We start from the raw sequence: 26165 nt of genomic DNA, 5'->3' as shown, positions 1-26165 counted from the left end.
ATAAACGCAGATGTTAGCTTCATATTTGTCCTTGATTGTTGAATATCAAAGGAAAGGGCGAGAAGTTTTATGATTACTCCTCACCCCTTTTTACTTACTAATTACTTACAAGCATTTCACTTGGAATTAAGTACCAGCAGTCCAAGAGTTAGTGTACTCAATTTGATCTGGTGTCAAGCTATCAAGACTAATTCCCATTGCTTGCAACTTCAAACGAGCAATTTCTTTGTCAACATCAACAGGAATAGAATGTAATCCTGGTTCAAGTTTACCTTTATTGGTAACGAGATATTCGCAAGCTAAAGCTTGGTTAGCAAAACTCATATCCATAACTGCACTAGGATGTCCTTCTGCTGCTGCTAGGTTAATCAGTCTGCCTTCACCTAGTACAACAACAGATTTACCACTTGGCAAACGGTATTCTTGGGTGAAGTTGCGTACTTGCTTAACTTCGGTTGCTTTTCCAGCTAGTGCTTTCAGGTCAATTTCAATATCAAAGTGACCGGAGTTACAAACCATTGCACCGTCTTTCATCACGTCGAAGTGTTCGCCGCGAATGACGTGCTTGTTACCTGTAACGGTAATAAACAAGTCACCTAGAGGTGCTGCTTCTGCCATTGGCATAACGCGGAAGCCGTCCATAACTGCTTCAATGGCTTTGGTGGGGTCAATTTCGGTAACAATTATGTTAGCGCCAAGTCCCCGCGCCCGCATTGCTGTACCTTTACCGCACCAACCGTAACCTGCTACAACTACGGTTTTACCTGCTAGTAGTACGTTGGTAGCACGGATTACGCCATCGAGGGTAGATTGACCTGTACCGTAGCGGTTATCAAAGAAATGCTTGGTGTCCGCGTCGTTGACGTTAACGGCGGGAAATGTTAATACGCCGTCTCTGTGCATAGCACGTAGGCGGACAATACCTGTGGTGGTTTCTTCGGTTGTACCGATTAAATCAGCAATTTGGTGTTGACGTTCTTGAATTAAGGTAGCAACTACATCACTACCGTCATCAATAATAATGTTAGGGCGGTGGTCGAGTGCTGTTTGAACGTGACGGTGATAAGTGTCGTTGTCTTCACCTTTGATGGCAAATACGGGAATGCCGTAGTCAGCGACTAAGCAAGCAGCAACGTCATCTTGGGTGGAAAGGGGGTTGCTGGCAATTAAGATGGCATCTGCGCCACCTGCTTTGAGGGCGATCGCTAAATGTGCTGTTTCTGTAGTAACGTGGCAACAGGCAATTAAGCGAATACCCGCAAATGGCTTTTCTTTTTCAAAGCGATCGCGTATTTGTTTTAATACGGGCATTTCTCGTCCTGCCCATTCAATCCGTTGTTTACCTATAGGTGCAAGGGATAAATCTTTTACTTCGTGCTTTTGCTTAGTGGTGGTTGCGGTCATGAATTTTTTTTTCTGGGTCTCTAGAACTTTGTAGCACAAGAATCGTGATTTGTCCGAAGCGTTGACGCTTAAGACTTACCGATTATTTCACCAGTCTAAGCTTTAGTACTGGTTGATTGACACTCTCTTGGCTACAATCTCAAGGGTAAACTCTTTTTAGATTTTATCCAAAAAGTAAATTTAAGATGTTTTTGACCGCAGATGGAAGCAGATGAACGCAGATAAACGCAGATAATTTTTTAAGGATAATTATTTTTCATATAAGCTTTTGATGGTCGTCTGTTGTTAAATTAATAATTATGATAAATGTTTCTTCGGCGCAATCGCTGCTATCTCATCGGCAGCAGTTTCCAGCTTTAGCTAATAAGGCTTATTTCAATTACGGAGGGCAAGGACCCCTGCCTCAAGCAGCATTAGAGGCTATCCACCAGACTTATGATTATATTCAGAGTATAGGACCATTTGGTTTAGAGGTAAATCGTTGGGTTACACAGGAGGTTAAAAAAACACGGGAGGCGATCGCATCAGAACTCGGTGTTTCTCCTGATACGATTACAATTACTGAAAATGTTACTGTTGGGTGCAACATTCCTCTTTGGGGTATGGACTGGCAAGCTGGCGATCATGTATTACTCTCTGATTGCGAACATCCAGGCGTGATTGCAACTTTGCAAGAAATTCAACGACGCTTTGGGATAGAAGTATCTACTTTTGAATTGATGGATACTTTAAATCAAGGTGATCCTGTAGCAGCAGTAACGAAGCATCTTAGATCTAATACTCGACTTGTAGTGTTAAGCCATATTCTCTGGAATACTGGACAAGTATTGCCACTTGCTGAAATTGCTGCTTCAGTACGCAACTATTACAACAATAGTAAACCTGCAAAAATTTTAGTAGACGCTGCTCAATCTGTTGGCGTACTACCTTTAAATTTAAGTCAGTTAGGTATTGACTTTTATGCCTTTACTGGTCATAAGTGGTGGTGTGGATCAGAAGGTGTCGGTGGTCTTTATGTTAAACCTGATAGTGAAAATCAGGCATCGCTTAACCCTACTTTCATTGGTTGGCGTAGCATTATTATGAATCAATCTGGTTTTCCCGCAGGTTGGCAACAAGACGGACGCAGGTTTGAGGTAGCAACATCAGCAGTACCGTTATATGCTGGATTACGAAGTGCGATCGCTACTCATCAACAATGGGGGACAAATCAAGAACGTTATCAACAAATTCTTGACTTGAGTAAGTACCTTTGGCAAAAATTAACCCAACTTCCTGAAGTTAACTGTTTAAAAACGTCACCACCAGAATCAGGTCTTGTTTCTTTTCAAATTCAAGATAAATCCCACGCTAAATTAGTACAGTTTTTAGAATCACAAAAAATCCTGATCCGACAAATTCGTGATCCAGATTGTGTTCGCGCCAGCGTTCACTACTTAACATTACCCTCAGAAATTGACCAACTCGTTGTAGCAATTCAGCAGTATTGCTCTCAAAAAATTAGCAATTAGCTATAAATTTACTCCTCCCCCTCCCTCCTCCCTCCTCCCCCCTCCCTCTCTTAATGCCTAGACCAAGTATCTATATTGCCATCACCAGTCACGGTTTCGGTCATGCTGTGCGTGCAGCATCAGTAGCAGCAGAAATCCAAAGATTATGTCCAGAAATTTTACTAATCTTGGTAACAACAGCACCACGTTGGCTGCTAGATTCTTATATACCAGGTGATTTTATCCATCGCCCCCGCGCTTTTGATGTAGGAGTAATCCAGTCAGACAGCTTAAAGATGGATAAACAAGCAACCCTCGAAAAAATGCGGGAGATTCATACTCAACAACGCTCAATTATCGCTGGCGAAGTTAACTTTATTCGTCAAAATCGTGTCGGTTTAGTACTTGCCGATATTCCACCATTAGCAGCCGTAATTGCTAACACTGCTGGTGTTCCTGGTTGGATGATGAGTAACTTTGGGTGGGACTTTATTTATCGAGATTGGGGGGGAGAATTTAACGAAATTGCTGATTGGAGTAGTGAGTGTTATACGAAGTGCGATCGCTTATTTCGTTTACCACTACACGAACCAATGAACGATTTTTCAAATATTATAGACGTAGGGCTAACTGGTAGTTCCCCTCGCCATAGCCCAGAATTTCTCAAAACTCAATTTGGTATCAATACTGCCTTAGAACAAACTATTTTACTAACATTTGGAGGACTAGGGCTAGAAGCAATTCCTTATCACAACTTGCAACTATTTCCTGATTGGCAATTTATTACTTTTGATCGTCAAGCGCCAGATTTACCAAATTTAGTTAGAATTACTGATCATCAATACCGCCCAGTAGATGTTATGCCCATCTGTGGACGAGTAGTTTCTAAGCCTGGTTATACCACATTTTCGGAAGCTATGTGCTTAAATATTCCAATTGTTTCTATTACTCGCGAAGATTTTGCTGAATCACATTTACTTTTAGAAGGTATTCAAAATCATGCTCAACATCAAATTTTGACACCTGCTGAATTTTTCCAAAGTAGTTGGGAGTTTTTATATGAATCTGTCCAACAGCCGCTTACATCTCAGCAATTACCGAAAGATGGAACAGAAGCGATCGCTCGTGCTGTAATCAACTATTTGAAACACAATTAATTAATCAACATTTTTATAATCTTATGAATCAATATCAACAATTTCTTAAAATACAAACTACGGGTAAATCTTTATCCAAAATTACTTCAAAAATTCAATCCATAGTTAGCGATTCTGGTATTACTACAGGACTTTGTACTGTATTTTTACGCCATACCTCAGCCAGTTTAATAATTCAAGAAAATGCTGATCCAGATGTACTCACAGATTTAGAAAACTTCTTAGCTAAACTCGTACCAGAAGATGGTAAAAGCTACATCCATGATGCTGAAGGTGCTGATGATATGCCTGCTCATATTCGCACAGTTTTGACGCATACCTCTGAGCAAATTCCTATAGCTAATGGTAGATTACTATTAGGCACATGGCAGGGAATTTATCTTTGGGAACATCGCCAGCGTGGTCATATACGTGAACTTGTCGTTCATATTAGTGGTCAATAATTCTACTTCAAAACATTACTTTCAAAGGATGCAATCTCGCTGTTAACTCTCAGTGGGTTGGGAGGGGATTTTAAGTTTAATTAGGTTGACCTCCTGAGCAGATTATTAAAAAACGTATAAGAACGTATAAGTATAAATACTTAAGAAATAAATTGATACATAAACCTTGGTGAGAGGTAAATTCCTCACTATACCGTAGTTATTGTATTTGATTAGTTAACAGATAAATTAGGCAGGCAAAATCAGCTTATATTCTAGTATGATGGGATCAATTATCTTAAAACTCAAAAATTAATAAAAATTACATTGATGAAAGTGAGTAGTAAATTTTAAATAAGTTTTGTAGTTGCTTGTTCAGATTTCATGCTCAAGACAGATATTAAAATTCCTTTAGCATGATGTCGAACAAAATTATTTATATAAATCGCGCTAATTTGATAAAAACCTGTGAACCAACATATTGATAGCCTCAACATTCTTACAAACGATAATAATCCAAGTCCACAGTCTACTTTGGTCTTGGTGATAGATGACGAGAAAATGATGCGTAAGCAATTGCGTAAAGCTCTCGAACAGGTAGGATATCAGGTTACAGAAGCTAGTAGTGCGGAGGAGGGTCTAGCTCTTTACCGTAGCCTAATGCCCGATCTTATCCTACTAGATGCCCTAATGCCAGGAATGGATGGTTTTACTTGCTGTAAGATTTTGCGTTCATTTCCAGAGTGTGAATATACGCCAATATTGATGATTACCAGTCTGGAAGATGAAGAATCGGTAGATATGGCGTTTGCAGCAGGTGCTAGTGACTATATTACTAAACCTCTACATTGGGGATTGCTACGTCAAAGGGTGCGTTGCCTGTTGAATGCTGGTAAGGCGATGCAGGAATTACGTCAGCAGAGTGAACGAGAACGACTGATTAGGAAGATTACTGAGGGGATTAGGCAGTCGTTGAATCTAGAGGAAATCCTGCACACTACTGTAACTGGAGTGCGGGAATTTCTTGGTTGTGACAGAGTGGTATTCTATCGCGTTTGGTCTGATGGTTCAGGTGAAGTAGTTTCTGAGGCAGTAGTAGATGATGTATTTATTATTACCGGAAGAGAAATTACTGACCCTTGCTTTCAATCATCTTATCTAGAACTATATCGTCAAGGGCGGGTGTATGCGATCGCGGATATTGATCAAGCAAACTTAAATCCCTGTTATACAGAATTTTTGCACCAATTTGATGTCAAGGCACATTTGGTTGTGCCAATTCTACAAGGTAATGATTTTTGGGGTCTGTTGATTGCTCATCATTGTACTGCTTCAAGGCATTGGTCAAGCGTCAATATAGAACTACTTAAAGAATTGGCATTACAAGTAAGTATTGCCCTAGCCCAAGCCAACTATTTAAAAACAATTCAAGATAACGAAGGAAAACTGCGCCAATTGCTAGAGAAAGAAAAAGAACTCAGCGCACTAAAATCGCGCTTTGTCACCATGACTTCCCATGAATTCCGCACTCCGATGAGTACTATATTATCTTCTACAGAATTACTGGAACATTTTAGTCATAAACTTTCTGAGGAGAAAAAAAGTCAACATTTCCAGCGAATTCAATCAGCTATTAAGAATATGACCCAACTTTTAGAGGATGTTCTAGTATTTGGGAAAGCAGAAGCAGGAAAATTAGAGCTTAAACCTATATGTTTTGATGTCAAGCAATTTTGTCAAGAGCTAGTAGAAGAAATGCGATTGAATTCTGGCTCTCAATATTTAATGTCTTTTGTTGCTCAAAGTGATGATACTAATGTATTCATGGATGAAAAGATTCTATATCAAATTTTAAATAATTTGTTGTCAAATGCCATTAAATACTCACCTAAAGGCGGAAAGATAAATTTTGATTTAGTTTGTGAAAATAATTTAGCTATTTTTACAATCAAAGATCAAGGTATTGGTATTCCACAAGCAGAGCAAGTACAACTATTTAATTCTTTTTATAGAGGAAGTAATGTTGGCGGAATTGCTGGTACAGGGCTGGGACTAGCAATTGTGAAAAAATGTGTGGACTTGCAGGGTGGTGTAATAACTGTAAATAGTCAGGTGGGAGTTGGCACAACGTTTACAGTTACGATACCGTCTGCCCCTCAGTTACAAACGCGACAAACGATAAGTTATCTAAATGATTTCTTAAATAAGAAGTCGAGTAATGAACAAAACAATGAAGTTCAAACAAGATTGTTAGGGTAAATCACTTAAGAAGATGGGCGTAATTCAAGTTAAAATGGTCATCGGTCATTGGTCATTGGTCATTGGTCGCTGTTAACGGTTAATTGTTAATTGTTCTGGATGCTGCAACTTGAAACAACGCTCTAGTTATTGGCAATTGCTGCCTTATCTTCGCCCACAGAGGCGAACAATTGCTCAAGCATTAGCTTGTACTTTAGGATTTACGGTGTTTTGGCCAATCATCGCGTGGTTGGCGGGTCGAGTTGCGGGTTATATTGGGCAGGGAGATGTGAATGCGATCACTCAAATTGCCGGAGTTGCTGCGGTAGTTTTTATTTTGCGTGGCACTGTGCAGTTTGGTCAAGATGCTTTAATGGCAAAAGCTGCTTTAGCGATCGCACTCGATCTGCGGAAAAGTGTTTATGCACACTTGCAAAAATTAAGTTTAGGCTATTTTGAAGCTGCTAAAACTGGTGATTTATCTTACCGCCTCACTGAAGATATTGATCGCATTGGTGAAGTAGTCAACAAAGTATTTCATCAATTTATTCCTAGTGTTTTGCAGTTAATTGTAGTCTTAGGCTACATGGTTTATGTTAACTGGCAGTTAACATTAGCCGCTTTTATAATTGCGCCATTAATGGCTATATTAATTGGTTGGTTTGGGGAACAATTACGCAAGTTTTCTCGCCGCAGCCAAAATCTTGTTTCTGATTTAGCATCATTGCTAACTGAGTTATTTAGTGGTATTCGCTTAGTACAAGCTTTTGCTGCTGAAGATTACGCTTTAGCGCAGTTTAGCCAAGAAGCAGAACGTAACCGCCAAGCAAAGTATAACGCTGAACGACTCAAAGCAATTCAATTTCCGGTTGTTGGCTTTTTAGAAGCCATGAGTGTGCTGTTGTTATTTTTAATGGGTGGCTGGCAAATTTCTCAAGGTAACTTAACAGGTAGCGGTTTTGTTAGTTATGGTGCAGCAGTTGCATTATTAATTGATCCAATTGGGTTAGTAACGAGTAACTATAACGAATTTAAACAAGGTGAAGCATCTGTAGATCGAATATTTGAACTATTGGCAATTCAGCCAACTGTAGTAGAAAAAACTGATGCGATCGCACTTCCGCAAGTTAGAGCTAAAGTAGAATTCTGCAACGTTACCTTTGCTTACTCTTCCAGAGCAAATGCCAACATTTTAAGTGAAGATATAGATAATCATCCCACATCTGATCTACCTGTGCTGCAAAAATTAAATTTGTTAGCTATGCCAGGAGAAATGATTGCTTTAGTAGGCGCGTCTGGTGCTGGTAAAACTACCTTAGTAAATTTATTACCACGCTTTTACGATCCTCAATCAGGGGAAATTTTAATTGATGGCATTAATATCAAGGATGTCACAATCCGCAGTCTAAGAAGACAAATTGGGATAGTTCCCCAAGAAACTATATTATTTTCTGGAACTATTGCTCAAAATATTGCTTTTGGTCAAAGTGAGTTTGATATCGAAGCAGTACAAGCAGCAGCGAAGATTGCTAACGCTGATCAATTTATTACTCAACTTACACAGGGATATTATACCTGGGTAGGAGAAAGAGGTGTAAATTTATCTGGGGGACAAAAACAGCGAATTGCGATCGCGCGTGCTGTATTACTTAATCCGAGAATTTTAATTCTTGATGAAGCTACATCAGCTTTAGATTCAGAATCAGAAGCATTAGTGCAAGAAGCACTAGAGCGCATTATGCAAGACCGCACTGTGTTTATTATTGCCCATAGGCTTGCCACAGTGCGTCGTGCTGACAGAATTTTAGTATTAGAAAAAGGTCAAATTGTAGAATCAGGAACCCACGAGGAACTATTAGATCAAGCAGGTCGTTATGCCAGATTTTATGCCCAACAATTTCAACAGTGAAAGCATATTTCAAGACATCTGAAGCCCTTAATTCTTACAATTTTTCCAAATAACTGAGTAAATCTGCCATTTCCTGGAGACTAGGCTGAAACTGTGGCATCGGAGGAGTTTTGCCACTGATTACTTGCTCAATCAGATGAACGCGAGACTTGCGCTTAGAGATATGATCTAAACTTGGTCCCACTCGACCTTGAGCTTGCAATCCGTGACATCCAGCGCAATTCATTTGAAAGATGGCGTGTCCTAGTACTGGATCGCCACTAAGAGACAACACACCGTTGATATAAGGATCTGGAACGCGAAGCAGGTGAACGCCCAAAACGCTTGTCAGGATTGCCAGCAGAACCACCAGCACGATCAAGCTGATGCGCTGCATGAGGGTTTCTGGTTTGGGTAGCTGGTTATCCAAAGGTCTACTAATATAAAGATTTACAACGTTTTTATCTTTGCAAGGTACACACCAACAGCGATCAAGTTACTGAAGATTGCGATATGTGTGCAAATGTCTAGCTAAACATTTCAATTAATATACTTAGCTTAAGTTTTATAGACAAATGAGGCAAGCCTTGTCTGGGTGATCGGTGATGTTTTATACCAAAAATTAGGTTAATCAGTCTTTTGGCGGTATCTCTGTGACAATGTTGTAATCTGTAGGATGAGAAATAAGTAAAAAACCTTAACAGTTAACTAAGGAGTACTGACGTGGTAGAACCTCTGCTTTCAGGTATGGTGCTAGGCTTAAGTTTCATCACCCTTGCTGGCTTGTTTGTCGCAGCTTATATGCAGTATAAGCGCGGTAATAAACTGGGTATATAGAAGGTTACAGCCGTATTGCCGTAAACTTTTTCGCGGTCAATTTCTAGATGGGGAACAGGTTCAACCTGCCATTTATTGGGGCTGTGTTCTACTGCTAATTCACCAGTGGAAGCGAGAAGTTGATATCCTGCGATCGCTTCCAATACTGGTTGATACAAGTTGCTTGCGTAAGGGGGATCAAAGTAGATATGGTCAAATTCTTGACCCGCAAGGGTTTTTAATCGCTGCACTACATCCCCCCGCAATACTTGAAATTTTTGCTCCTCACGGGCTACTTTTTGCCAATTCTCCTGAATAATGCTACAGGCGCTTTTTGATTGTTCAATACCAACTACCAAACTAGCGCCACGGCATAAAGCTTCTGCACCCATTGAACCGCTACCAGTACATAAATCCAGCCAGCGACAGCCATCAATTTTCCCTTGCCAAATATTAAAAATAGCCTCCCGCACTCTGCCTGGAGTTGGTCGAGTCTCTAGTCCTGGTAAAGTTTTAAGTTGACGATTTCCGTAAATTCTCAGACTCATGAGAGGGGAGGGGGGAGGAGGGAGGAGAGAGGAGTGATCAACTACCAGATCAAACATTACTGTTAATTGGTAATTGTTAATTGTTAATTGTTAAGGTTTGCTGGACGAAATTAGATAATATTTGTAAGCCAGTGGTAGAAGATTTTTCTGGGTGAAACTGCACAGCCGTTAAATTGTCACGGCGGATGGCTGCTGTTACAGTTTGACTTCCGTGTGTAACATTTGCTGCTGTCACAGCGCGATCGCTCGGATCGACGTAGTATGAGTGAACAAAATAAACCCAAGGTTGGTCTGATAACTGATCCCACACAGACGTTTGCTGAGTAATCTGAAGTTGATTCCAACCCATGTGGGGAATGGTTAAATCTGGCTCTGATTTAAACTTTCGCACAGTACCCGCAATAATTCCTAATCCTGGTTCAATGCCTTCCTCACTGCTATCAAAGAGAATTTGCAGCCCCAGACAAATGCCTAAAAATGGTTTACCAGATGCGATCGCATCTTTGATCGGTTCTACTAAATCATGCGATCGCAGTTGTTTTACTGCTGGATCAAATGAACCCACTCCTGGTAACACCACCGCATCCGCCTGTGCTATTTCCTTGGCAGAATTGGTTACTTTCGGGGTTGTTCCAGCTTTCTCTAACCCTTTACAAACAGAGTGGAGATTGCCCATGCCGTAGTCTACAACTGCGATTACTGACATTTATCTGCGCCTTTGCTCAGTATTATTCTACTTTTACAGGGTAAAAACCCACTATTGTTATTTTACATTCTTTCCCTTAAAATGCCTAATTTCCTTGTAAAATATAATTATTAAAATTAATATATGAATACTAAAATACTGTTAACATCATTTGAAATTTGGCTACCTCATCATACATCGAATTCTTCTGATGATTTGTTAGAAGAATTGACTAAAATAGATGATTTGCCCTACTCACTTTATTTTTTGAGACAGTTACCTGTTAATATTGAAGAAGCAAGTTCACGGGTAATTGCTAAGGTAAATAAACTGCAACCAGATGTAATTATCTGTTGTGGCATGGCAGAGAAAAATCAAAAACTAACCATTGAATCACAGGCAACTTTGCAAGCAAATACCCTTAAAACAACAGTTGATTTAGAAAATTTACTTAGTGATTTAACTGATACAGTAATTAGCAATGATGCTGGAAAATTTGTTTGTGAGGGGTTGTACTACTCAGTTTTGAAGGAGTTACAGACTCAACAAACTGCTTCAAAAAGTCTTAATAAAGATAAGAGGAGTTGTGTATTTGTTCATGTTCCCATCTTAACACCCGATAATCTGCCTGTAATTGTGGACGATTTTAGATTAATTTTACAAAAGCTGGCACTTTTTACAATTAACAATTATCAATTAACAATGACCAATCGCCAGTCCCCAGTCCCCAATCACCAGTCCCCTTAAATGTTCTTGCCTAAAAAAAGACTTTATTCTCTCCTGCCATTATTTCTGATTTTCCCTCTTGCTCAAACAACGCCAATGCCGACACCTGCACCAGTACAACAAGAGGTAGTTCAACCAGGTGAAGTACGTGCATTACCAGGGAAACTAGATAATGTACTCGTATTTAATAGCAATAGTCCAGAATTAGTTCAAAAAGAAGGCATTTTACTATCTACGTTTCCTGCTGTTGGTAAAAGTGTGCCAACTGCTCATCTAAATTTTCCAGTAACGGGAAGATTTGATATATTTGCCCATCACATTGCTAAAGCTACATCCCCAGATGATTTGCGGACGTTGTATCTGGGAGTCATCTTGCATAATCCTAACTCGAAGCCCGTAACGGTGGATGTATTACAGGCAGCAAGTTATCTCAGTCAACCAGATGCGCCATTTATAGAGTTACCTTCTTATGTAGAAAATCCTTTAGGAACAGTATATTCGGGACCTGGTAGCAGGGTAATGGATGATGTTTTACGGGGAAAAAGGCAAGCTGATATTCCTAGTAAATTAATTATTCCGCCTGGTACAAGTCAGCTATTGATGAATCATCCAATACCTGTAAAGACGCTGACACCGCCGTTAAATGGTCGTTCTGCATTAATTAGGTTGCGTAGCGATCGCTCAGTGTATATTGCTAGTTTAGGAATGTATGCACGTCAAAATCCTGACGGCAGTGAAAGAGCGCCAAATTTGCAGGAATGGCAGGGATTACTAGATAATGGTGATTTAGCTTCCCCACGCGATCGCGCTCCTACGCCTCCACAACAAACAACTGGTTCAATGATTTATGGGCGGGTTGCAGGTGTAGCTTTGGGTTCTCAGTGGCAAGCACAACTAACGGATAATTCTAAAAGCAAGGTTCTCACCATTCCTCAACCTGGTCAAGCTTTTTCTTATGCTCTGAGTACTATTCCGCGCGGAAGTTTGGGAACTAATCAAATTCAAAGCGCCCCCATACTAGCGCGTTACCCTGATACTGCTTACCTTGCTCATGGTAATTATGGCATTCAGTACAGCTTAAGTTTACCTTTAGCTAACAATACAAGTAAGTCTCAAACTGTAACTTTAGCTATCCAGACACCTTTGAAGCAAGACAAATTAAAAGATGGACTGGTTTTCTTACAACCTCCTGCATCCCAAACTTTCTTTCGCGGTACTGTGCAGGTAAGCTATCGAGATAATCGGGGTTTGCTTTCTAAGCGTTATGTACATTTAGTACAAAAACGGGGTCAACAGGGTGAACCATTAGTTAAATTGGATCTATCAGCAGGCGATCGCAAATTGGTGCAAGTTGACTTTCTTTATCCTCCTGATGCCAGTCCACCGCAGGTATTAACTGTTAAAACAATTAACAATTAACAATTGACTGCGGATCGCTGCTATAACTAGGAATCGGAATTCCTGTTAAGGGAACTTGCTCGACTTGCACAAATCAAGGGTTCAAGTTCCACGAACCAGATCAAATAATTTGTTCTTGTAAACCGCGAGAACCACCCGCATTTGGGTAGTAATTTCTAAAGCTGTTAGTAATGATATTGCTACTCTTTATTCCTAGCCCTAACTGCGGAATTATGCAATTTATTTCTTTTTAATCATGTTCAAAAAATCAATTGCAACAACCATCTTATTAGCCACTGGATTCTTATCAGTACCAGCATCACTAATCTTAGCGGCACCGCCTGAAATAATTGCTCAACGTATTAACTGTAATAATCCTCGTAGTACTGTAGAAGAAAAATACTGCGCTGGTATAGCTTATGAAGCAGTAGACAAAAAACTTAATCAAGTTTATCAACAACTAAAATCTAAACTAACAGGAACAGAAAAACAGCGTCTAGTTGAATCTCAATTAGCCTGGATAAAATATCGCGATACAACTTGCGATTTTGAAACTTATTCTTCAAGAAACGGTACAGGCTATGGAGTATTTTTAAATGAATGCTTGCAACGTATCACCCAAGAGCGCACGAATGATTTACGGCAATATATTTCTGGAAGATAATATTACTTTTTAGCCAACTTACTCAAGCAATGAGATTGTTTATTCAGCCAGTTATTAAACTGGCTGAAAATAGGTTCTATTTCCGAAATAACTAATTGCAACTCCGTAGAAGTATTGAACGTTGTTGAGAGCTAATTACTGTTATGGCTAACCAAGATTTTCCACCCTCTAAGATTGGAAGACCTGATCAACGTGGTGGCGCTGGTACTAGATGTAAGCCTAACAAGCCAAGCTCATCATACGGGCAGACTAAACCTCTTCAATAAAACTAAGATTCCAAATCTGTCAAATTCTCTCCTGGAAATTGGGGATAAGTTCAAACAAAAACCCGATGTTGCAAAGAAGGCATTTGGCGACGTACTTGTTCTAAACGGGTAGGATTAATTTCTGCGATCGCAATTCCTGGTTGATCGCCAGCATCAGCTAAAATTGTCCCCCAAGGATCAATAATCATCGCATGACCGTGAGTTTGGCGCGTCGCATAGTGTCTCCCTGTTTGTGCAGGCGCTATTACATAGCAAGTATTCTCAATAGCCCTAGCTTGCAGTAAAACTTGCCAGTGATCTTTACCTGTATAAGCCGTAAATGCCGCAGGCACAAACATAATGTCAGCGCCTTGATGTGCTAGATGCCGATAAAGTTCAGGGAAGCGGACATCATAGCAAACAGATAACCCTACTGTACCTAGCGTTTGCGAGTGATAAACTGGCGGTAGCTTCAAACCAGCCATTACAGTATTAGATTCTCGATAGGTGTTACCGTCGGGTACGTTGACATCAAATAAATGTACCTTTTCGTAACGTGCAAGTTCTTTGCCGTTGTGATCGATCAGTAAGGCAGTATTGTAAACTTTGCCGTCGCCTACTGGTACTGGAAAACCGCCACCCAAGATAGTAACTTGATAGCGTTGAGCCATTGTTTTGAGGAATTTTTCACTTGCTTGTGCGATCGCTTCAGCTTGTGCAATTTTATCTTCCTCTAGTCCTAAAAACGGAAAGTTTTCTGGAAGACCTACCAACTCCGCACCCTGACGCACGGCAAGGTCAATTAATTCTTCTGCCTGAACCAAATTTTTCTCTAGGTCAGGCTGACTGGTCATTTGAATAGCGGCAGCAAGATAGGATTTCATAATTAGTGCTGTGTGCGGAACCCTTGATTACAATATATCTTTCCGTGAAAAGTATCTGAGTTAACTTAAGTTAGCTGTTGATCCTTCCAAAGGCTTACTTGAGTAGGCAGTATTAACACTTACTCAAGAGAGTGCTTAAGCCCAACCAATAGTTGAGTTTTAAATTATATATTTTTCTTATTAGTCAATGCAATTACTTGGATCATTTTTTACCAAGAAAATTTTCTAATAAATCTTAGTGACCAAGATACGGATACTGTTGGCGAATTAAATTTTTGACCTCTCCCCAAACCCCTCTCCTGCAAGGGGAGGGGCTTTGAAATTCCCCCTTCCCTTGCAGGGGGCTAGGGGGTTAGGTTTTTGATTCGCCGTATCAGATACCCTCATCATGTTTTGGATAAGTCCTAACCAATCTACTTACATCTAAGTGACAGTATTGACAATTATTCTTAATAAGTGCTTTAGTGTAGTACTAGGGCAAAGCTACCGCAAACGAGGAAAAATAAATTTTAGAAAAAAATTAAAACTTTACCTCCCTCTCAAGAAAGATTTGCTTTTAATTTAGGTATACTATGCAGAACTGCAATTTGATGACGCGATAACTCACTCTAGCCTGTGGCAAAGACTACGCCAAACAAAAACGGTATTGCCTCACCGCAATACGTCGAGTGTGTGCTGATATGCCTAAAGGTTAATACTGGTCGCTTTACGAAGGCGGAAATGTTTGGTCAGTAGTAAATAAAGGGATTGCCTAGAATGACAGGATTAGATTTAGAGCAAGAAATTGGTAAAATGGCAAGAGCGATGATGGCGCGTAATACCACTATTGGGGACGCACTCATTGCCTATTTAAGAACTCAATTAACTGAAGAAGAGGTTGCAGGTATAGTACTTGTAAGCTTGGAGCGTTTGCTGTGGTTGGATGGAGATTTATTTTTATGGACGCTGCAAAATTTCCTTCCTCAATCTATTTTAAACGAAATGCGTAAAATTACTACTGTTACACTATGTAAACAGTTGATTGGCAAGAACTTTATGTTAGGTGAAGATTTTAGCGTTAATGCTCATGGTCAACTGTTGCTGAATACCGAAGCTAAAAGAGCTATCTTGCCTAATCTCAAGTCAAGCGAGCTATCTCCCGTAACGTCTGTATTTTAAACTGTCACTAGCCATTTAAGTAGGTTGGGTTGAGCGATCGCAAATTCCACATAAAAGTTAATTTTTTTGCTCTTAACCCAACCTAAAATATTTGAATGCAACATGATATGAATGTTGCGCTACGAATGCTGCTATGCCCAAATTTCAACCGGATAAGGGCGTTGACAAGCGCTGGAATATTGGTTTTTTCTTGGCGATTTTACTAGGCGGACAAGTAATAGTACGCTTGCTCAAAGGTAAAATGCCCAAGAAACGTGACCTTTTAGAGCAGATGGCAACAGTTGGCGTAGATTCGTTAATTTCGGTTTTATTAATTGCCTTTTTTGCAGGGATGATTTTTACGATTCAGACGGCGCGAGAATTAGTCAAATTTCAAGCGATTAATGCTTTAGGAGGAGCATTTGCCCTAGCTTTTTGTCGTGAACTAGCTCCAGTTTTAACAGCAAGTATTATTGCTGGACAAGTGGGTTCTGCTTATGCAGCAGAAATAGGTGAAATGCAGGTGACAGACCAAATTGATGCTCTGTATATGCTGAAAACTAACCCAATTGACTATCTGGTGATGCCTCGTGTTTTTGCCTGCTGCTTAATGTTACCAATATTAACTATTATTGCTTTAGTTACAGGTATAGCAGGTGGTGTGTGTGTCGCTGTTTATTTTTACAATATGCCTCCAGGCGTGTTCTTAAATTCTGTACGGAATTTTTTAGAATTACGGGATTTGTTGAGTATTGCAGTTAAAAGTTTGGTATTTGGGGCAATGGTAGCCTTAATTGGCTGTGGGTGGGGGCTGACAACTATAGGCGGTGCGAAAGGAGTTAGCCGCGCCACAACATCAACGGTTGTGAATTGCTGGGTATCTATATTTGTAGTTGATTTTTTCCTGAGTTTGGCGATATTTCAAAAAGTAGGCTAATCAGTAGACATTTCCTCTCATGGGAATGTAGAGACGTTGTATGCAACGTCTCTACAAGGGTTTAGATTAATTTAACGGCTCTTAAACCGAAATATAGCCCAACAGCAGTAACAAATGCAGTACCCAAAATCAAAAAGTAAGCAATAACTCCAGACATTGACGTTTCTCCAGTACAACTATCCTGCAAACAATTAAAACATTACCTGGGGTAGAATACACCCCACTGGCGCTTGTTAATGGGGTGGAAGTCATGCAATCTGTTATTCGTGTGGAGTTACCGGAGCAATCTTATGATATTGCGATCGCATCTGGTAGTTTAGATCAGCTAGGTGAACAATGTAGCGGTTTGAGTCTGGGTAAGAAAGTTTTGGTTGTTTCTAACCCAGTCGTTTTCAAGCATTATGGAGGCATTGCGATCGCATCCCTCAAATCAGCAGGGTTTGATGTGTATACTTGTATTCTCCCTGCGGGTGAACGCTACAAAACCCTAAATTCTATCCAAAAAATCTATGATGTTGCCTTAGAACATCGTTTAGAACGCTCTTCCACAATGGTAGCTTTGGGCGGTGGCGTAATTGGTGATATGACGGGGTTTGCTGCTGCTACTTGGTTGCGGGGGATTAATTTTGTGCAAGTTCCCACAACCTTATTAGCAATGGTGGATGCTTCCGTTGGGGGGAAAACTGGGGTAAATCATCCCCAAGGGAAAAATTTAATCGGCGCATTCTATCAACCTAGATTAGTTTTAATTGACCCCGAAATTTTAAAAACCTTACCTGTGCGCGAATTTCGTGCTGGGATGGCGGAGGTAATTAAATATGGGGTGATTTGGGATGCAGGATTATTCTCCCAGATGGAAGAAAGTAAGCGTTTGGATCAAATGCGCTATCTAAATGAGGGATTATTGACAGAAATTTTGAATAAATCTTGTCAAGCTAAAGCTGATGTGGTGAGTAAGGATGAAAAAGAAGCTGGATTACGTGCCATCCTCAATTATGGTCACACGATTGGTCATGCTGTGGAAAGTTTGACTGGTTATCGCATAGTTAATCATGGAGAAGCGGTGGGTATTGGGATGGTAGCAGCAGGTGAGATTGCTGTGCATCTTCAGTTATGGGATCAAGAATCTACTCAGCGTCAGGATGCTTTGATTAAGAAAGCAGGTTTACCGACGCGCTTACCCGCAGGGTTAGATCTTGATGCGATCGCAGATGTCTTGCAAACTGATAAAAAGGTGAAAGCTGGTAAGGTGCGATTTATTTTACCTACTCAGATTGGAGTAGTAACTATTACTGATGAAGTACCCGCAGATGTAATTCGTCAGGTATTGCACCAGATGCAAGCAGCTTAAGGCAGTTGTCAGATATATAACTGGCTGAATCAGCGATTAAATTGCTTGAAACTGAGATTCTGCTTCGGTTTCAGGCAATCTAACGATTTGTTACACTGACTGCGATTTTGTCGCAAGCAGTATTAAGGAGCAGGACGGAGAAAGCAGCAGTATGAATTTAATTTTACGGGAATTTTGGTTTGACTCCTTAGAAAAATTCCGCTATATTGTCTGTAGTAAGCAATTTTAATTTAATTTCTTCGCGAATTAAGTACAGGGTAGCTTTTTAGACCAGCCTTCTCCGTACTCCTGCGCGATCGCACCTTCAAAACTAAATACAGCAAGGGTTTCAAAACCATAGGGTCAGATACTATCTTTTCCCCGCAAGGGGACGGAAACCTAACTTCAGAAGGATGAAGAGTAAGACTGGAATAGTTAAAGGTGTCAGATACTATCTTTTCCCCGCAAGGGGACGGAAACACTTGTAACAACCATAGACCATCGAGTTTGGCAGAGTATTTCTTCTGGTCAGATACTATCTTTTCCCCGCAAGGGGACGGAAACGCATTAGCAACGATTAAAGTGATATGAGCCATGATAAGTACGTCAGATACTATCTTTTCCCCGCAAGGGGACGGAAACTTCTTAATATCCAGAGGATACTCGTCACCATATTTGAGTTTGGGCTTTAAGAGTCAGATACTACCTTTTCCCCGCAAGGGGACGGAAATTTAGATATCTTAGGATAACTTCAAGCGTTGGAGATTATGCTGTTCTATCTCGTCTTCGGTGAAGGTTTTCATGGAATAGTTTAAGCTTTTTGATAGAGAAAACGGGCAAAATCTAGAACTTCTTCGCGTTTGGCTTCCGATAGGTTATTAAAAATGGCGGCGATTTTATCGGCAGGTGTGAGCCATTGTTTTTTTGCGGCTTTCCAAATTACTATAAATTGCTGAGAAGATAAGGCGCATAATGCAGTGGTTTCCCCATCTTCGTTGCTAAATTCAATTTCAAAATTCTCGCTGTCGTAGCATTCAACAATAGTTCCTTGAGCGCCAACAAATTGTTGATATTCTGGCAGATTAACAAGGATTTCTACGATGTCTAGTAATTCTGGTTTAATCATTGCTAAAAGATTTACTCTTCTACCCGATAACCCAATTCCGCCAAATGTAAACGCGACTGTCTCCACTTGGGTTGCACTTTCACAAATAATTCTAAATAAACCTTTCCTGCAATTAACTTTTGCATTTGTTCCCGCGCCGCACTTCCAATCGCCTTAAGCATAGCCCCACCTTTACCAATCAAAATCCCTTTCTGGGAATCCCTTTCTACATATATAGTGGCAAGTACACGGGTAATTTTTACATCTTCTTCTACCACGTCGATAGTCACAGCTACGGAGTGGGGAACTTCTTCACGGGTTAGCAGCAAAATTTGCTCCCGAATTAATTCTCCCATGATGAAGCGTTCCGGTTGATCTGTTACTAAATCGGGGGGATAATAATAAGGACCTGGTTCTAAATGATCAATTAATACCTGTTCGAGGGTTTCTATCCCTTCCCCAGTTAAGGCAGAAAATTTTGCTATCTGCCAATTGTGCGGTTTTGCTAATTCAGTATAAGTTTGATCGATATATTCCCGTTGTTGATTTTTTACGGGTTCTTGGTCAATTTTATTTAAACCTAAAATTACAGGTGTTTTAGTATTATTCAATAAATCGGCAATAAAGCGATCGCCTCCTCCAGCATCCACCGCCCCATCTACCACAAACACCAACACATCCACCGAATCAATCGCAATTTTGGCATTTCGCACCAACACCTCACCCAGCTTATGCTGTGGTTTGTGAATTCCAGGGGTATCTACAAAAATAAATTGCGCTTGTGGTGTAGTTAAAATACCTCTAAGACGGTTGCGCGTCGTCTGTGCAATTGGGGAAGTAATCGCAATTTTTTGTCCTACCATTTGATTCATCAGCGTAGACTTACCAACATTTGGTCGTCCGATAATCCCCACAAACCCAGATTTATACCCTTCTGGCGCTACCGGAATCCTAAAAGCTGATATGTCTAAGTTATCTATTGCTGAAATCTCCTGGTCATGTTCCATCATTTCTGTAGGATTTTTTACTTAATTTAATATTTACCAAAACGTAACGGGTTTAAGGTTCCCTGCCCTTTAGGGCAAAAGACAGGTTGAAGGCTTTTAAAAAAGCTGTAGGCGCTTTGCGCCGTGGCGTAGCCTATGCTGATAGCTGAATGCTATAAGCTAATTAATTCTCTCCAAACTATAATCACTAATAAAACCATCTGGTGCTACCGATTTGTAATGGGTTGCAACAAAGTTTGCTTTCTGAGTCCATGCGTTCTTCCATAAGCCAACATTAGCAACTTGTAAACTCATCGGATGAGGTGGTTCCTCAACAAATGGCTGACCGCCACGATTATGAGAATTAACCAACCCTACTATCCAGGGTAGAAAATCTAAAAGTTCTTCAGGCAGTAAAGTTAGCTCAAAATCCCAATCTTGATTTAAGCCTTTACATATTTCTCCCTGCTTTGCCCTAGTAAATCTACCAGCACTTTTATTGATAGCTATTCGCAGAATAAAAGGACGTTCAGGGATAAATTTATCAGGCGCTAGATAGGGATAAATATTTAAATAATTTAGTCGTTGTTGATCATCTACCCAAGAGGCGATCGCAGAATTACTGATATAAGATTTACCACTAATTCTCACGGGTACACCTATCGCAGTAGCGAACAAAGAGTAAAAATCTTGTCTAAGTTGAGAAACAATACGAATCGCGTCTGGAGTCATAATCAATGAACAATGAACAATAATCAATTACCCCACAACTGAGTTGCGGGTTAAAATAATCAATAATTTTTTTTAGTTTGCATAATTCAAGTTATAAGTTTGCGTATTTGAATTAATAATTGGAACTTCTACGCCGTTTGTGTTGGGAAATTGTGAGAAATTTATTTAGCTAAAAGCAAAAAAGGGCAGACTCTTTATCTGCCCTTCAGATTTCAGAGTTAATTTCTGAGGATCAAGGTTTAATAGCGACTTGAAGATCTTCTATTATTGTCCCAACCACCACCACCACCACCAGAAGGTCTTCTGTCTTCGCGAGGTTTAGCTTTATTAACTTTCAAATCACGACCCATCCACTCTGCACCATCAAGGGCATCAATAGCAGCCGTTTCTTCAGCATCACTTGACATTTCCACAAAACCAAAGCCGCGCATCCGACCAGTTTCGCGGTCAGTAGGTAGCTGTACACTTTTTACAGTGCCATATTCGGCAAATGCCTGGGATAAATCATCTTGGGTAACATCAAAGGACAAATTGCCTACATATACAGACATGGTGAAATCTCCTGAATAGCAAAGGTGTAGAGATGTCTATTCGGAGAAACACCAGTCAAACTTAATAACATACTGCACAGCCGAATTTATTCTCAGTGATAACTTTAGCACAGATGTAGGTGATTAGTGCGATCGCCTGTTGTGATGCTTACAACCACTATTTTGTCTACTTTAGTATTTTTACTTACTTACTAGAAGACGGAACAAACAAATAATGTTAAAATTGTAAACGTAAGTGGCTATATTTAGCAACCATAATAAGGCTAAAAAGCCTTTTTCTAAATTTTTCAGCCTATAGCTGCTGAATGATATTTTAAACGGAGTTTTTTTAGTATATGACCACTTCCCAAGAGCGGATTGTCCCCACAGATCTGCGTAACGAAATGTCTCGCTCTTATCTGGAATACGCAATGAGCGTGATTGTAGGTCGGGCGCTGCCAGATGCTAGGGATGGTCTAAAACCTGTCCATCGTCGTATCCTGTATGCGATGCACGAATTGGGGCTGAGTCCAGATCGTCCGTTTAGGAAGTGCGCTCGTGTGGTGGGGGAAGTACTGGGTAAATACCACCCGCACGGGGATACCGCCGTATACGATGCCTTAGTACGGATGGCGCAGGATTTCTCCATGCGATCGCCTTTAATCAATGGACATGGTAATTTTGGCTCAGTAGATAACGATCCAGCAGCAGCAATGCGATACACAGAATGTCGCTTGCAAGCATTGACAGCCGATGCGATGCTGCGGGATATTGAGGCAGAAACCGTTGATTTCGGCGATAACTTTGATGGTTCGCAACAAGAACCGCTAGTATTACCTGCAAGGATTCCTCAGTTATTACTCAATGGCTCATCAGGTATTGCAGTGGGGATGGCGACTAATATTCCCCCGCATAATTTGGGAGAATTGATCGATGCCTTAGTAACGCTGATCCACAATCCAGAGATTACTGATGTAGAACTAATGCAGTATGTCCCTGGTCCAGATTTCCCCACTGGGGCGCAAATTTTGGGAACTGCTGCAATTAAGGAAGCATACACTACAGGTCGTGGTTCAATCACGATGCGGGGTGTCGCGACAATTGAAACAGTAGAAAATCGTGGTCGTCCCGACCGCGAAGCAATTATTATTACAGAGTTACCATACCAAACCAATAAAGCCGCTTTGATCGAGAAGATCGCCGAAATGGTGAACGAGAAGCGGTTGGAAGGAATTGCCGATATTCGGGATGAAAGCGATCGCGATGGGATGAGAATCGTGATAGAACTTAAACGCGATTGTTATCCCCGTGTAGTTTTAAATAACCTTTACAAACAAACACCCTTACAAGCTAACTTTGGGTGTAATATGTTGGCGATCGTCAACGGCGAACCCCAGCTTCTTACCCTTAAAAAGTTCCTCGAAGTTTTCTTAGATTTCCGCATTGAAGCAATTACTCGACGGACGCAATATGAACTGCGTAAAGCCGAAGACCGCGATCATTTGCTGCAAGGGCTATTAATTGCGCTGTTAAACCTGGATGTATTAATTGAGTTGATCCGCAGGGCGGCAGATACAGCCACAGCGCGTCAAGAAATGATGGAAACTTATGCGCTTTCGGAACAACAAGCAGATGCAATTTTGCAGATGCAACTGCGACGCTTGACAGCATTGGAAGCTGAAAAGATTCGGATGGAACACGACGAATTACAAGCGCAAATTGCAGACTTAAAGGACATCTTAGCTAGAAGAAGCCGCATCCTGGAGATTATTGAAACAGAAGTTAAGGACATTAGAGCAACTCACGCCACCCCACGCCGGACGGTAATTGAACACGGGCTTGGTGGGCTTGATGATACCGACTTAATTGCCAATGAAAAAGCTTTAATTCTACTAACAGAACAAGGCTATATCAAACGGATGCCAGTTAATACCTTTGAAGCACAAAGTCGTGCTACCAGAGGGAAAGCTGGAGCTAAGATGAAAGAAGATGATGGGGTAGAGCATTTCCTCACCTGTTGCGATCACGATAGTATTTTATTCTTTAGCGATCGCGGTGTGGTTTACTGCCTGAGAGCTTACCAAATTCCAGGTGCTTCTCGTACCAGTCGTGGTGTACCGATTGTACAACTGTTACCAATTCCCCGAAATGAGAAAATTACCTCAATAGTGCCAGTATCAGAATTTACCAGCGAAGAATATCTGGTAATGCTGACTCAAGGCGGTTTCATTAAGAAGACAGCACTATCTGCTTTTGGTAATATTCGGGCAAATGGGTTAATAGCTATTTCCCTAGAAGAAGGTGATCAACTTCGATGGGTAAGACGCGCTAGAGCAGAAGAAAGCATTATCATTGCTTCACGCCAAGGGATGGCAATTCATTTTAGAACTAGCCATGAGCAATTGCGTCCTCTCGGTCGTGCTACACGAGGAGTTAGGGCGATGAATTTGCGTAAAGGCGACGAACTGATCAGCATGGATATTATTCCTAGTGCTGTTTTGGCGAGTCCTGAGTTTGAAGAAGTAGCTTCTGAAACAGAAGAAACTGAAGATTTATCTGTAATAGAAATTGCAGATGAAACTGAAGATTTATCTGTAGTAGAAATTGCAGATGAAACTGAGGACTTAGAACTTCAAGAAGGCTTAGAAGTACAAGAAGATTCAGCAGTTAAAAGTACTGGTCTTTGGGTGTTAGTGGTTACTATGGGGGGCTATGGTAAGCGAGTACCTGTGTCTCAATTCCGCTTGCAAAATCGCGCTGGTAAAGGTTTAATTGCTACCAAGTTTAAGACTCGCAAAGGTAAAGACCAACTAATTTCACTGCGGGTAGTGAATGCAGAAGATGAGTTAATGATGATTACTAGCCGAGGAATTATCATTCGTCAGAGTGTGAGTGCTATTCCGTCCCAGTCGCGGGAAGCAACTGGGGTAAGGGTGCAGCGTTTAGATGAGGATGATGCGATCGCGGCTGTGGCTTTAGTTCCTCCTTCTAATGGTGAGGAGGAAGAAGCAGAGTAACACTGTAATAAGTAAGGGACACTGTAATTTAATGTTTATGCAGTGTCCCTACTTTCCAGCTAATAATCAAACCTAAATAAAATACTACATCTCCCACTATCGTATTAGCATCTACTTTCTACATTCAGAAGTTGGACATTTTAGCGGAAAACTAACAAATTTTGGTAGGACATTATGGTTGTGGTATTAAATAGTAAGATATTGCGGTTAATTGCAGGGTTAAAATAATTACTTCAACATAATTAAACATAAAACAAACTCCCCTCCCCTTATTAAAGGGAGGGGCTGGGGTTCTTTTTGATATTTTTTAAAGTTGTTTTACTTAGCACGTCCAGCTTAAAAGATTGGGTCGCTAAAGGCTAAAAAGACACAATTCTGAACTCTTTCAGATTTTTTCTACCCAGCAAGTTAAGCTTGCTGTGCTACTACAAGATCGGCGATCGCACTAACCCTTAGCAACCACCGGAAGATGTTGGTTTGGGTAGTGCCCACGAAACTCCCGCCCAAGTTATGTAAATTCGGATTCCATTGTTATTAGAAAGTGCTTTCAGACCTGCACCTATTGCTCCAACTATTACTGCTGCTATTCCAGTAATTCCCATTGCAGCTAGTACGCTTGCAGCTCCTCCTGCTGCCCCGGCGATCCAGTTAACTGCGGTTCTATTAAAGCTAAGTCTAACTCCCCACCAGTAGAATTTTCGCCACCACTGCCAGCCACATCCCTGAGCTAGAAGGTAACTGTCAGAGCCGACTGGCTTGGAGTTGGTGTCAAATGGAGAAAACGTAGAAAGACCTAAAATTTCCTCCGGTTTAGCTAGTTTTTCAGTAGATTTAAAATTAGGTCGAAGAATCTCTGTATTAGGTTGAAGAATCTCTGTATTAGGTCGAATAATCTGTCTAACAGATCCTTGGCGACTTTCTTCTGGTTCAGCAGTTAGTGGAATAAATTTTTGGTTTGTACCACGGCGTAGTTTTATTTCACCTGCCTGCACTTGACCTTGATAGCCAGCAAGAATTTGCTGGACAACCTCTTCTTCATCTGAACTTAATCGAACAGCAGGATTTCTTGTCAACTGTCCGGAAGATGGGTTAAATGAGAACGCCTCATTCAATTTATCAAAGGCTGAATCAAGTACCTCTGGTGCTACTCTTCTAGATTTGGATAGCGAGGTTAGATCGTTCGGATTTGCTAGCTTAATATCTCTTAGAAGAACTTGAGTATTTGGAGCCAAGCGAAAGCTCCTTGGGTTGGGAGAGATAGGATTAACAATAGGGGGTCGTTGTGCTAAAGATTTTCTGCTAAGTCCTCCAAGTGCTGCTCCCAGCGAACTTATCCCCACCATCCAAATGAAGTTGCGACGGCTATTAAAACGAGAATATTTCATAATTTACTCCATAGTTAACAAAGGCTTGAATACTATAGCAACCGCCAATGCGGTTAGGACGCACAGTGCAAGACATCCTCACTCGTATCTCGTAAATAATCAAGTATGCAGAGAAACAACGCCCATAGGACTAACGGCTACCAAGTCAACCATTAGCTTTTTTATTTGTATAAGTGTGTAATGCCTATAAATAAATCTATACCAGGGATGTATAAGATCGCGTATACCTAAATGTATAATTTAACGCTCTTTTGTCAGACTGGGAGAAACCAATCTTTGAAAGCCTTTTGGGGCTTTAATTCCCAGTTGTGTGCTTTAAATTTGAGTTGCTGTTAAAAAATAAACCCTCAAACTTTTATGAAATCAAACTCCTAGAGTCTGACTTCGATTATTAATTCCTGGGAGTGACTAAAGAGGGTTAAATTCTCCATATTTTCAGAA

Annotated in this window: 25 protein-coding genes and 1 CRISPR repeat array; of the genes, 14 read left to right on the top strand and 11 right to left on the bottom strand. The window is 40.7% G+C overall.

Annotated elements, in window-relative coordinates; all coding sequences use genetic code 11:
- Positions 1–126: 126 nt before the first annotated feature.
- Positions 127–1404 (bottom strand): adenosylhomocysteinase, encoded by a 1278-nt coding sequence (ahcY, locus tag CRI9333_RS05135; protein WP_015202102.1) that lies wholly within the window; start codon positions 1402–1404, stop codon positions 127–129.
- A 299-nt stretch (positions 1405–1703) separates the two neighbouring features.
- Here ahcY and CRI9333_RS05130 point away from each other — a divergent pair, with 299 nt between their 5' ends.
- The 5 genes from CRI9333_RS05130 to CRI9333_RS05110 all read left to right on the top strand — a co-directional run bounded on the left by CRI9333_RS05130 (position 1704) and on the right by CRI9333_RS05110 (position 8620).
- Positions 1704–2915, top strand: coding sequence for an aminotransferase class V-fold PLP-dependent enzyme (locus tag CRI9333_RS05130; RefSeq protein ID WP_015202101.1), 1212 nt, complete (start codon positions 1704–1706; stop codon positions 2913–2915).
- A 53-nt stretch (positions 2916–2968) separates the two neighbouring features.
- The gene (locus CRI9333_RS05125; protein ID WP_015202100.1) at positions 2969–4051 is read left to right on the top strand and encodes a hypothetical protein; all 1083 of its coding nucleotides are present in this window, start codon (positions 2969–2971) and stop codon (positions 4049–4051) included.
- A gap of 23 nt (positions 4052–4074) precedes the next feature.
- Positions 4075–4494 (top strand): secondary thiamine-phosphate synthase enzyme YjbQ, encoded by a 420-nt coding sequence (locus tag CRI9333_RS05120; RefSeq protein WP_015202099.1) that lies wholly within the window; start codon positions 4075–4077, stop codon positions 4492–4494.
- A 447-nt stretch (positions 4495–4941) separates the two neighbouring features.
- Entirely contained in the window at positions 4942–6732 is a 1791-nt protein-coding gene (locus CRI9333_RS05115) for an ATP-binding response regulator (RefSeq protein ID WP_015202098.1), read from the top strand.
- 109 nt (positions 6733–6841) lie between these two features.
- The gene (locus CRI9333_RS05110) at positions 6842–8620 is read left to right on the top strand and encodes an ABC transporter ATP-binding protein (RefSeq protein WP_015202097.1); all 1779 of its coding nucleotides are present in this window, start codon (positions 6842–6844) and stop codon (positions 8618–8620) included.
- Positions 8621–8654: 34 nt separating this feature from the next.
- Here the strand turns inward: CRI9333_RS05110 and CRI9333_RS05105 are convergent, their stop codons facing one another.
- Entirely contained in the window at positions 8655–9029 is a 375-nt protein-coding gene (locus tag CRI9333_RS05105) for a c-type cytochrome (protein WP_015202096.1), read from the bottom strand.
- 293 nt (positions 9030–9322) lie between these two features.
- Between CRI9333_RS05105 and petG the strand changes: the two genes are divergently transcribed.
- Positions 9323–9436 (top strand): cytochrome b6-f complex subunit V, encoded by a 114-nt coding sequence (petG, locus tag CRI9333_RS25575; protein ID WP_071881118.1) that lies wholly within the window; start codon positions 9323–9325, stop codon positions 9434–9436.
- On the opposite strand, the gene rsmD is transcribed toward petG, so the two are convergent.
- The gene (rsmD, locus tag CRI9333_RS05100) at positions 9397–9963 is read right to left on the bottom strand and encodes a 16S rRNA (guanine(966)-N(2))-methyltransferase RsmD (RefSeq protein WP_041226379.1); all 567 of its coding nucleotides are present in this window, start codon (positions 9961–9963) and stop codon (positions 9397–9399) included. The two genes, petG and rsmD, sit on opposite strands and share 40 nt — an antisense overlap.
- Positions 9964–10039: 76 nt before the next feature.
- Entirely contained in the window at positions 10040–10669 is a 630-nt protein-coding gene (gene hisH / locus CRI9333_RS05095) for an imidazole glycerol phosphate synthase subunit HisH (RefSeq protein WP_015202094.1), read from the bottom strand.
- 123 nt (positions 10670–10792) lie between these two features.
- Between hisH and CRI9333_RS05090 the strand changes: the two genes are divergently transcribed.
- The 4 genes from CRI9333_RS05090 to CRI9333_RS28065 all read left to right on the top strand — a co-directional run bounded on the left by CRI9333_RS05090 (position 10793) and on the right by CRI9333_RS28065 (position 13702).
- Positions 10793–11395, top strand: a complete 603-nt coding sequence (locus CRI9333_RS05090) for a hypothetical protein (RefSeq protein ID WP_015202093.1) — start codon at positions 10793–10795, stop codon at positions 11393–11395.
- Positions 11396–12793: a DUF3370 domain-containing protein gene (locus tag CRI9333_RS05085; RefSeq protein ID WP_015202092.1), complete on the top strand. Its 1398-nt coding sequence runs from the start codon at positions 11396–11398 to the stop codon at positions 12791–12793.
- Between the two features lie 235 nt (positions 12794–13028).
- Positions 13029–13436 (top strand): lysozyme inhibitor LprI family protein, encoded by a 408-nt coding sequence (locus tag CRI9333_RS05080; protein ID WP_015202091.1) that lies wholly within the window; start codon positions 13029–13031, stop codon positions 13434–13436.
- Between the two features lie 143 nt (positions 13437–13579).
- Complete coding sequence (locus tag CRI9333_RS28065; protein ID WP_269667516.1) at positions 13580–13702, top strand: hypothetical protein; 123 nt, start codon at positions 13580–13582, stop codon at positions 13700–13702.
- A gap of 50 nt (positions 13703–13752) precedes the next feature.
- On the opposite strand, the gene CRI9333_RS05075 is transcribed toward CRI9333_RS28065, so the two are convergent.
- Positions 13753–14565 (bottom strand): carbon-nitrogen hydrolase family protein, encoded by an 813-nt coding sequence (locus tag CRI9333_RS05075; protein ID WP_015202090.1) that lies wholly within the window; start codon positions 14563–14565, stop codon positions 13753–13755.
- A 756-nt stretch (positions 14566–15321) separates the two neighbouring features.
- On the opposite strand from CRI9333_RS05075, the gene CRI9333_RS05070 reads away from it, so the two are divergent.
- The gene (locus tag CRI9333_RS05070) at positions 15322–15723 is read left to right on the top strand and encodes a hypothetical protein (RefSeq protein ID WP_015202089.1); all 402 of its coding nucleotides are present in this window, start codon (positions 15322–15324) and stop codon (positions 15721–15723) included.
- 133 nt (positions 15724–15856) lie between these two features.
- Entirely contained in the window at positions 15857–16639 is a 783-nt protein-coding gene (locus CRI9333_RS05065; RefSeq protein ID WP_015202088.1) for an MlaE family lipid ABC transporter permease subunit, read from the top strand.
- Between the two features lie 61 nt (positions 16640–16700).
- On the opposite strand, the gene petL is transcribed toward CRI9333_RS05065, so the two are convergent.
- Positions 16701–16796 (bottom strand): cytochrome b6-f complex subunit PetL, encoded by a 96-nt coding sequence (gene petL, locus CRI9333_RS05060; RefSeq protein WP_015202087.1) that lies wholly within the window; start codon positions 16794–16796, stop codon positions 16701–16703.
- A gap of 93 nt (positions 16797–16889) precedes the next feature.
- On the opposite strand from petL, the gene aroB reads away from it, so the two are divergent.
- Positions 16890–17990, top strand: a complete 1101-nt coding sequence (aroB, locus tag CRI9333_RS05055) for a 3-dehydroquinate synthase (RefSeq protein ID WP_015202086.1) — start codon at positions 16890–16892, stop codon at positions 17988–17990.
- A gap of 341 nt (positions 17991–18331) precedes the next feature.
- Positions 18332–18700: direct repeats of the CRISPR family, unit length 37 nt; unit sequence GTCAGATACTATCTTTTCCCCGCAAGGGGACGGAAAC.
- 80 nt (positions 18701–18780) lie between these two features.
- Here aroB and CRI9333_RS05050 read toward each other — a convergent pair.
- From CRI9333_RS05050 to CRI9333_RS05035, 4 genes are all read right to left on the bottom strand, one after another.
- On the bottom strand, positions 18781–19095 hold the full coding sequence (locus tag CRI9333_RS05050; RefSeq protein ID WP_015202085.1) for a DUF4926 domain-containing protein: 315 nt from the start codon (positions 19093–19095) through the stop codon (positions 18781–18783).
- An 11-nt stretch (positions 19096–19106) separates the two neighbouring features.
- Positions 19107–20084, bottom strand: coding sequence for a GTPase Era (gene era, locus CRI9333_RS05045; RefSeq protein WP_015202084.1), 978 nt, complete (start codon positions 20082–20084; stop codon positions 19107–19109).
- Between the two features lie 156 nt (positions 20085–20240).
- Entirely contained in the window at positions 20241–20792 is a 552-nt protein-coding gene (locus CRI9333_RS05040; protein WP_015202083.1) for a hypothetical protein, read from the bottom strand.
- Between the two features lie 239 nt (positions 20793–21031).
- Positions 21032–21343, bottom strand: coding sequence for an RNA recognition motif domain-containing protein (locus tag CRI9333_RS05035; protein WP_015202082.1), 312 nt, complete (start codon positions 21341–21343; stop codon positions 21032–21034).
- A gap of 335 nt (positions 21344–21678) precedes the next feature.
- Between CRI9333_RS05035 and gyrA the strand changes: the two genes are divergently transcribed.
- Positions 21679–24339, top strand: a complete 2661-nt coding sequence (gene gyrA, locus CRI9333_RS05030; RefSeq protein WP_015202081.1) for a DNA gyrase subunit A — start codon at positions 21679–21681, stop codon at positions 24337–24339.
- 452 nt (positions 24340–24791) lie between these two features.
- On the opposite strand, the gene CRI9333_RS05025 is transcribed toward gyrA, so the two are convergent.
- Complete coding sequence (locus CRI9333_RS05025; RefSeq protein WP_015202080.1) at positions 24792–25724, bottom strand: hypothetical protein; 933 nt, start codon at positions 25722–25724, stop codon at positions 24792–24794.
- Positions 25725–26165: the final 441 nt, after the last annotated feature.

This window comes from Crinalium epipsammum PCC 9333, from assembly GCF_000317495.1.
GTDB lineage: Bacteria > Cyanobacteriota > Cyanobacteriia > Cyanobacteriales > PCC-9333 > Crinalium > Crinalium epipsammum.
The sequence above is the reverse complement of the archived record's forward strand: the minus strand, read 5'-3'. Positions and strand labels throughout refer to the sequence as shown.

Coding starts and splice junctions, on each gene's coding strand:
- rsmD (WP_041226379.1), bottom strand. CDS start 9,963: ATGAGTCTGAGAATTTACGGAAATCGTCAACTTAAAACTTTACCAGGA.
- ahcY (WP_015202102.1), bottom strand. CDS start 1,404: ATGACCGCAACCACCACTAAGCAAAAGCACGAAGTAAAAGATTTATCC.
- CRI9333_RS05040 (WP_015202083.1), bottom strand. CDS start 20,792: ATGACTCCAGACGCGATTCGTATTGTTTCTCAACTTAGACAAGATTTT.
- CRI9333_RS05050 (WP_015202085.1), bottom strand. CDS start 19,095: ATGATTAAACCAGAATTACTAGACATCGTAGAAATCCTTGTTAATCTG.
- gyrA (WP_015202081.1), top strand. CDS start 21,679: ATGACCACTTCCCAAGAGCGGATTGTCCCCACAGATCTGCGTAACGAA.
- CRI9333_RS05070 (WP_015202089.1), top strand. CDS start 15,322: ATGACAGGATTAGATTTAGAGCAAGAAATTGGTAAAATGGCAAGAGCG.
- CRI9333_RS28065 (WP_269667516.1), top strand. CDS start 13,580: ATGGCTAACCAAGATTTTCCACCCTCTAAGATTGGAAGACCTGATCAA.
- era (WP_015202084.1), bottom strand. CDS start 20,084: ATGATGGAACATGACCAGGAGATTTCAGCAATAGATAACTTAGACATA.
- CRI9333_RS05090 (WP_015202093.1), top strand. CDS start 10,793: ATGAATACTAAAATACTGTTAACATCATTTGAAATTTGGCTACCTCAT.
- CRI9333_RS05025 (WP_015202080.1), bottom strand. CDS start 25,724: ATGAAATATTCTCGTTTTAATAGCCGTCGCAACTTCATTTGGATGGTG.
- CRI9333_RS05125 (WP_015202100.1), top strand. CDS start 2,969: ATGCCTAGACCAAGTATCTATATTGCCATCACCAGTCACGGTTTCGGT.
- CRI9333_RS05065 (WP_015202088.1), top strand. CDS start 15,857: ATGCCCAAATTTCAACCGGATAAGGGCGTTGACAAGCGCTGGAATATT.
- CRI9333_RS05085 (WP_015202092.1), top strand. CDS start 11,396: ATGTTCTTGCCTAAAAAAAGACTTTATTCTCTCCTGCCATTATTTCTG.
- CRI9333_RS05035 (WP_015202082.1), bottom strand. CDS start 21,343: ATGTCTGTATATGTAGGCAATTTGTCCTTTGATGTTACCCAAGATGAT.
- CRI9333_RS05075 (WP_015202090.1), bottom strand. CDS start 14,565: ATGAAATCCTATCTTGCTGCCGCTATTCAAATGACCAGTCAGCCTGAC.
- hisH (WP_015202094.1), bottom strand. CDS start 10,669: ATGTCAGTAATCGCAGTTGTAGACTACGGCATGGGCAATCTCCACTCT.
- CRI9333_RS05130 (WP_015202101.1), top strand. CDS start 1,704: ATGATAAATGTTTCTTCGGCGCAATCGCTGCTATCTCATCGGCAGCAG.
- aroB (WP_015202086.1), top strand. CDS start 16,890: ATGCAATCTGTTATTCGTGTGGAGTTACCGGAGCAATCTTATGATATT.
- CRI9333_RS05080 (WP_015202091.1), top strand. CDS start 13,029: ATGTTCAAAAAATCAATTGCAACAACCATCTTATTAGCCACTGGATTC.
- petL (WP_015202087.1), bottom strand. CDS start 16,796: ATGTCTGGAGTTATTGCTTACTTTTTGATTTTGGGTACTGCATTTGTT.
- CRI9333_RS05120 (WP_015202099.1), top strand. CDS start 4,075: ATGAATCAATATCAACAATTTCTTAAAATACAAACTACGGGTAAATCT.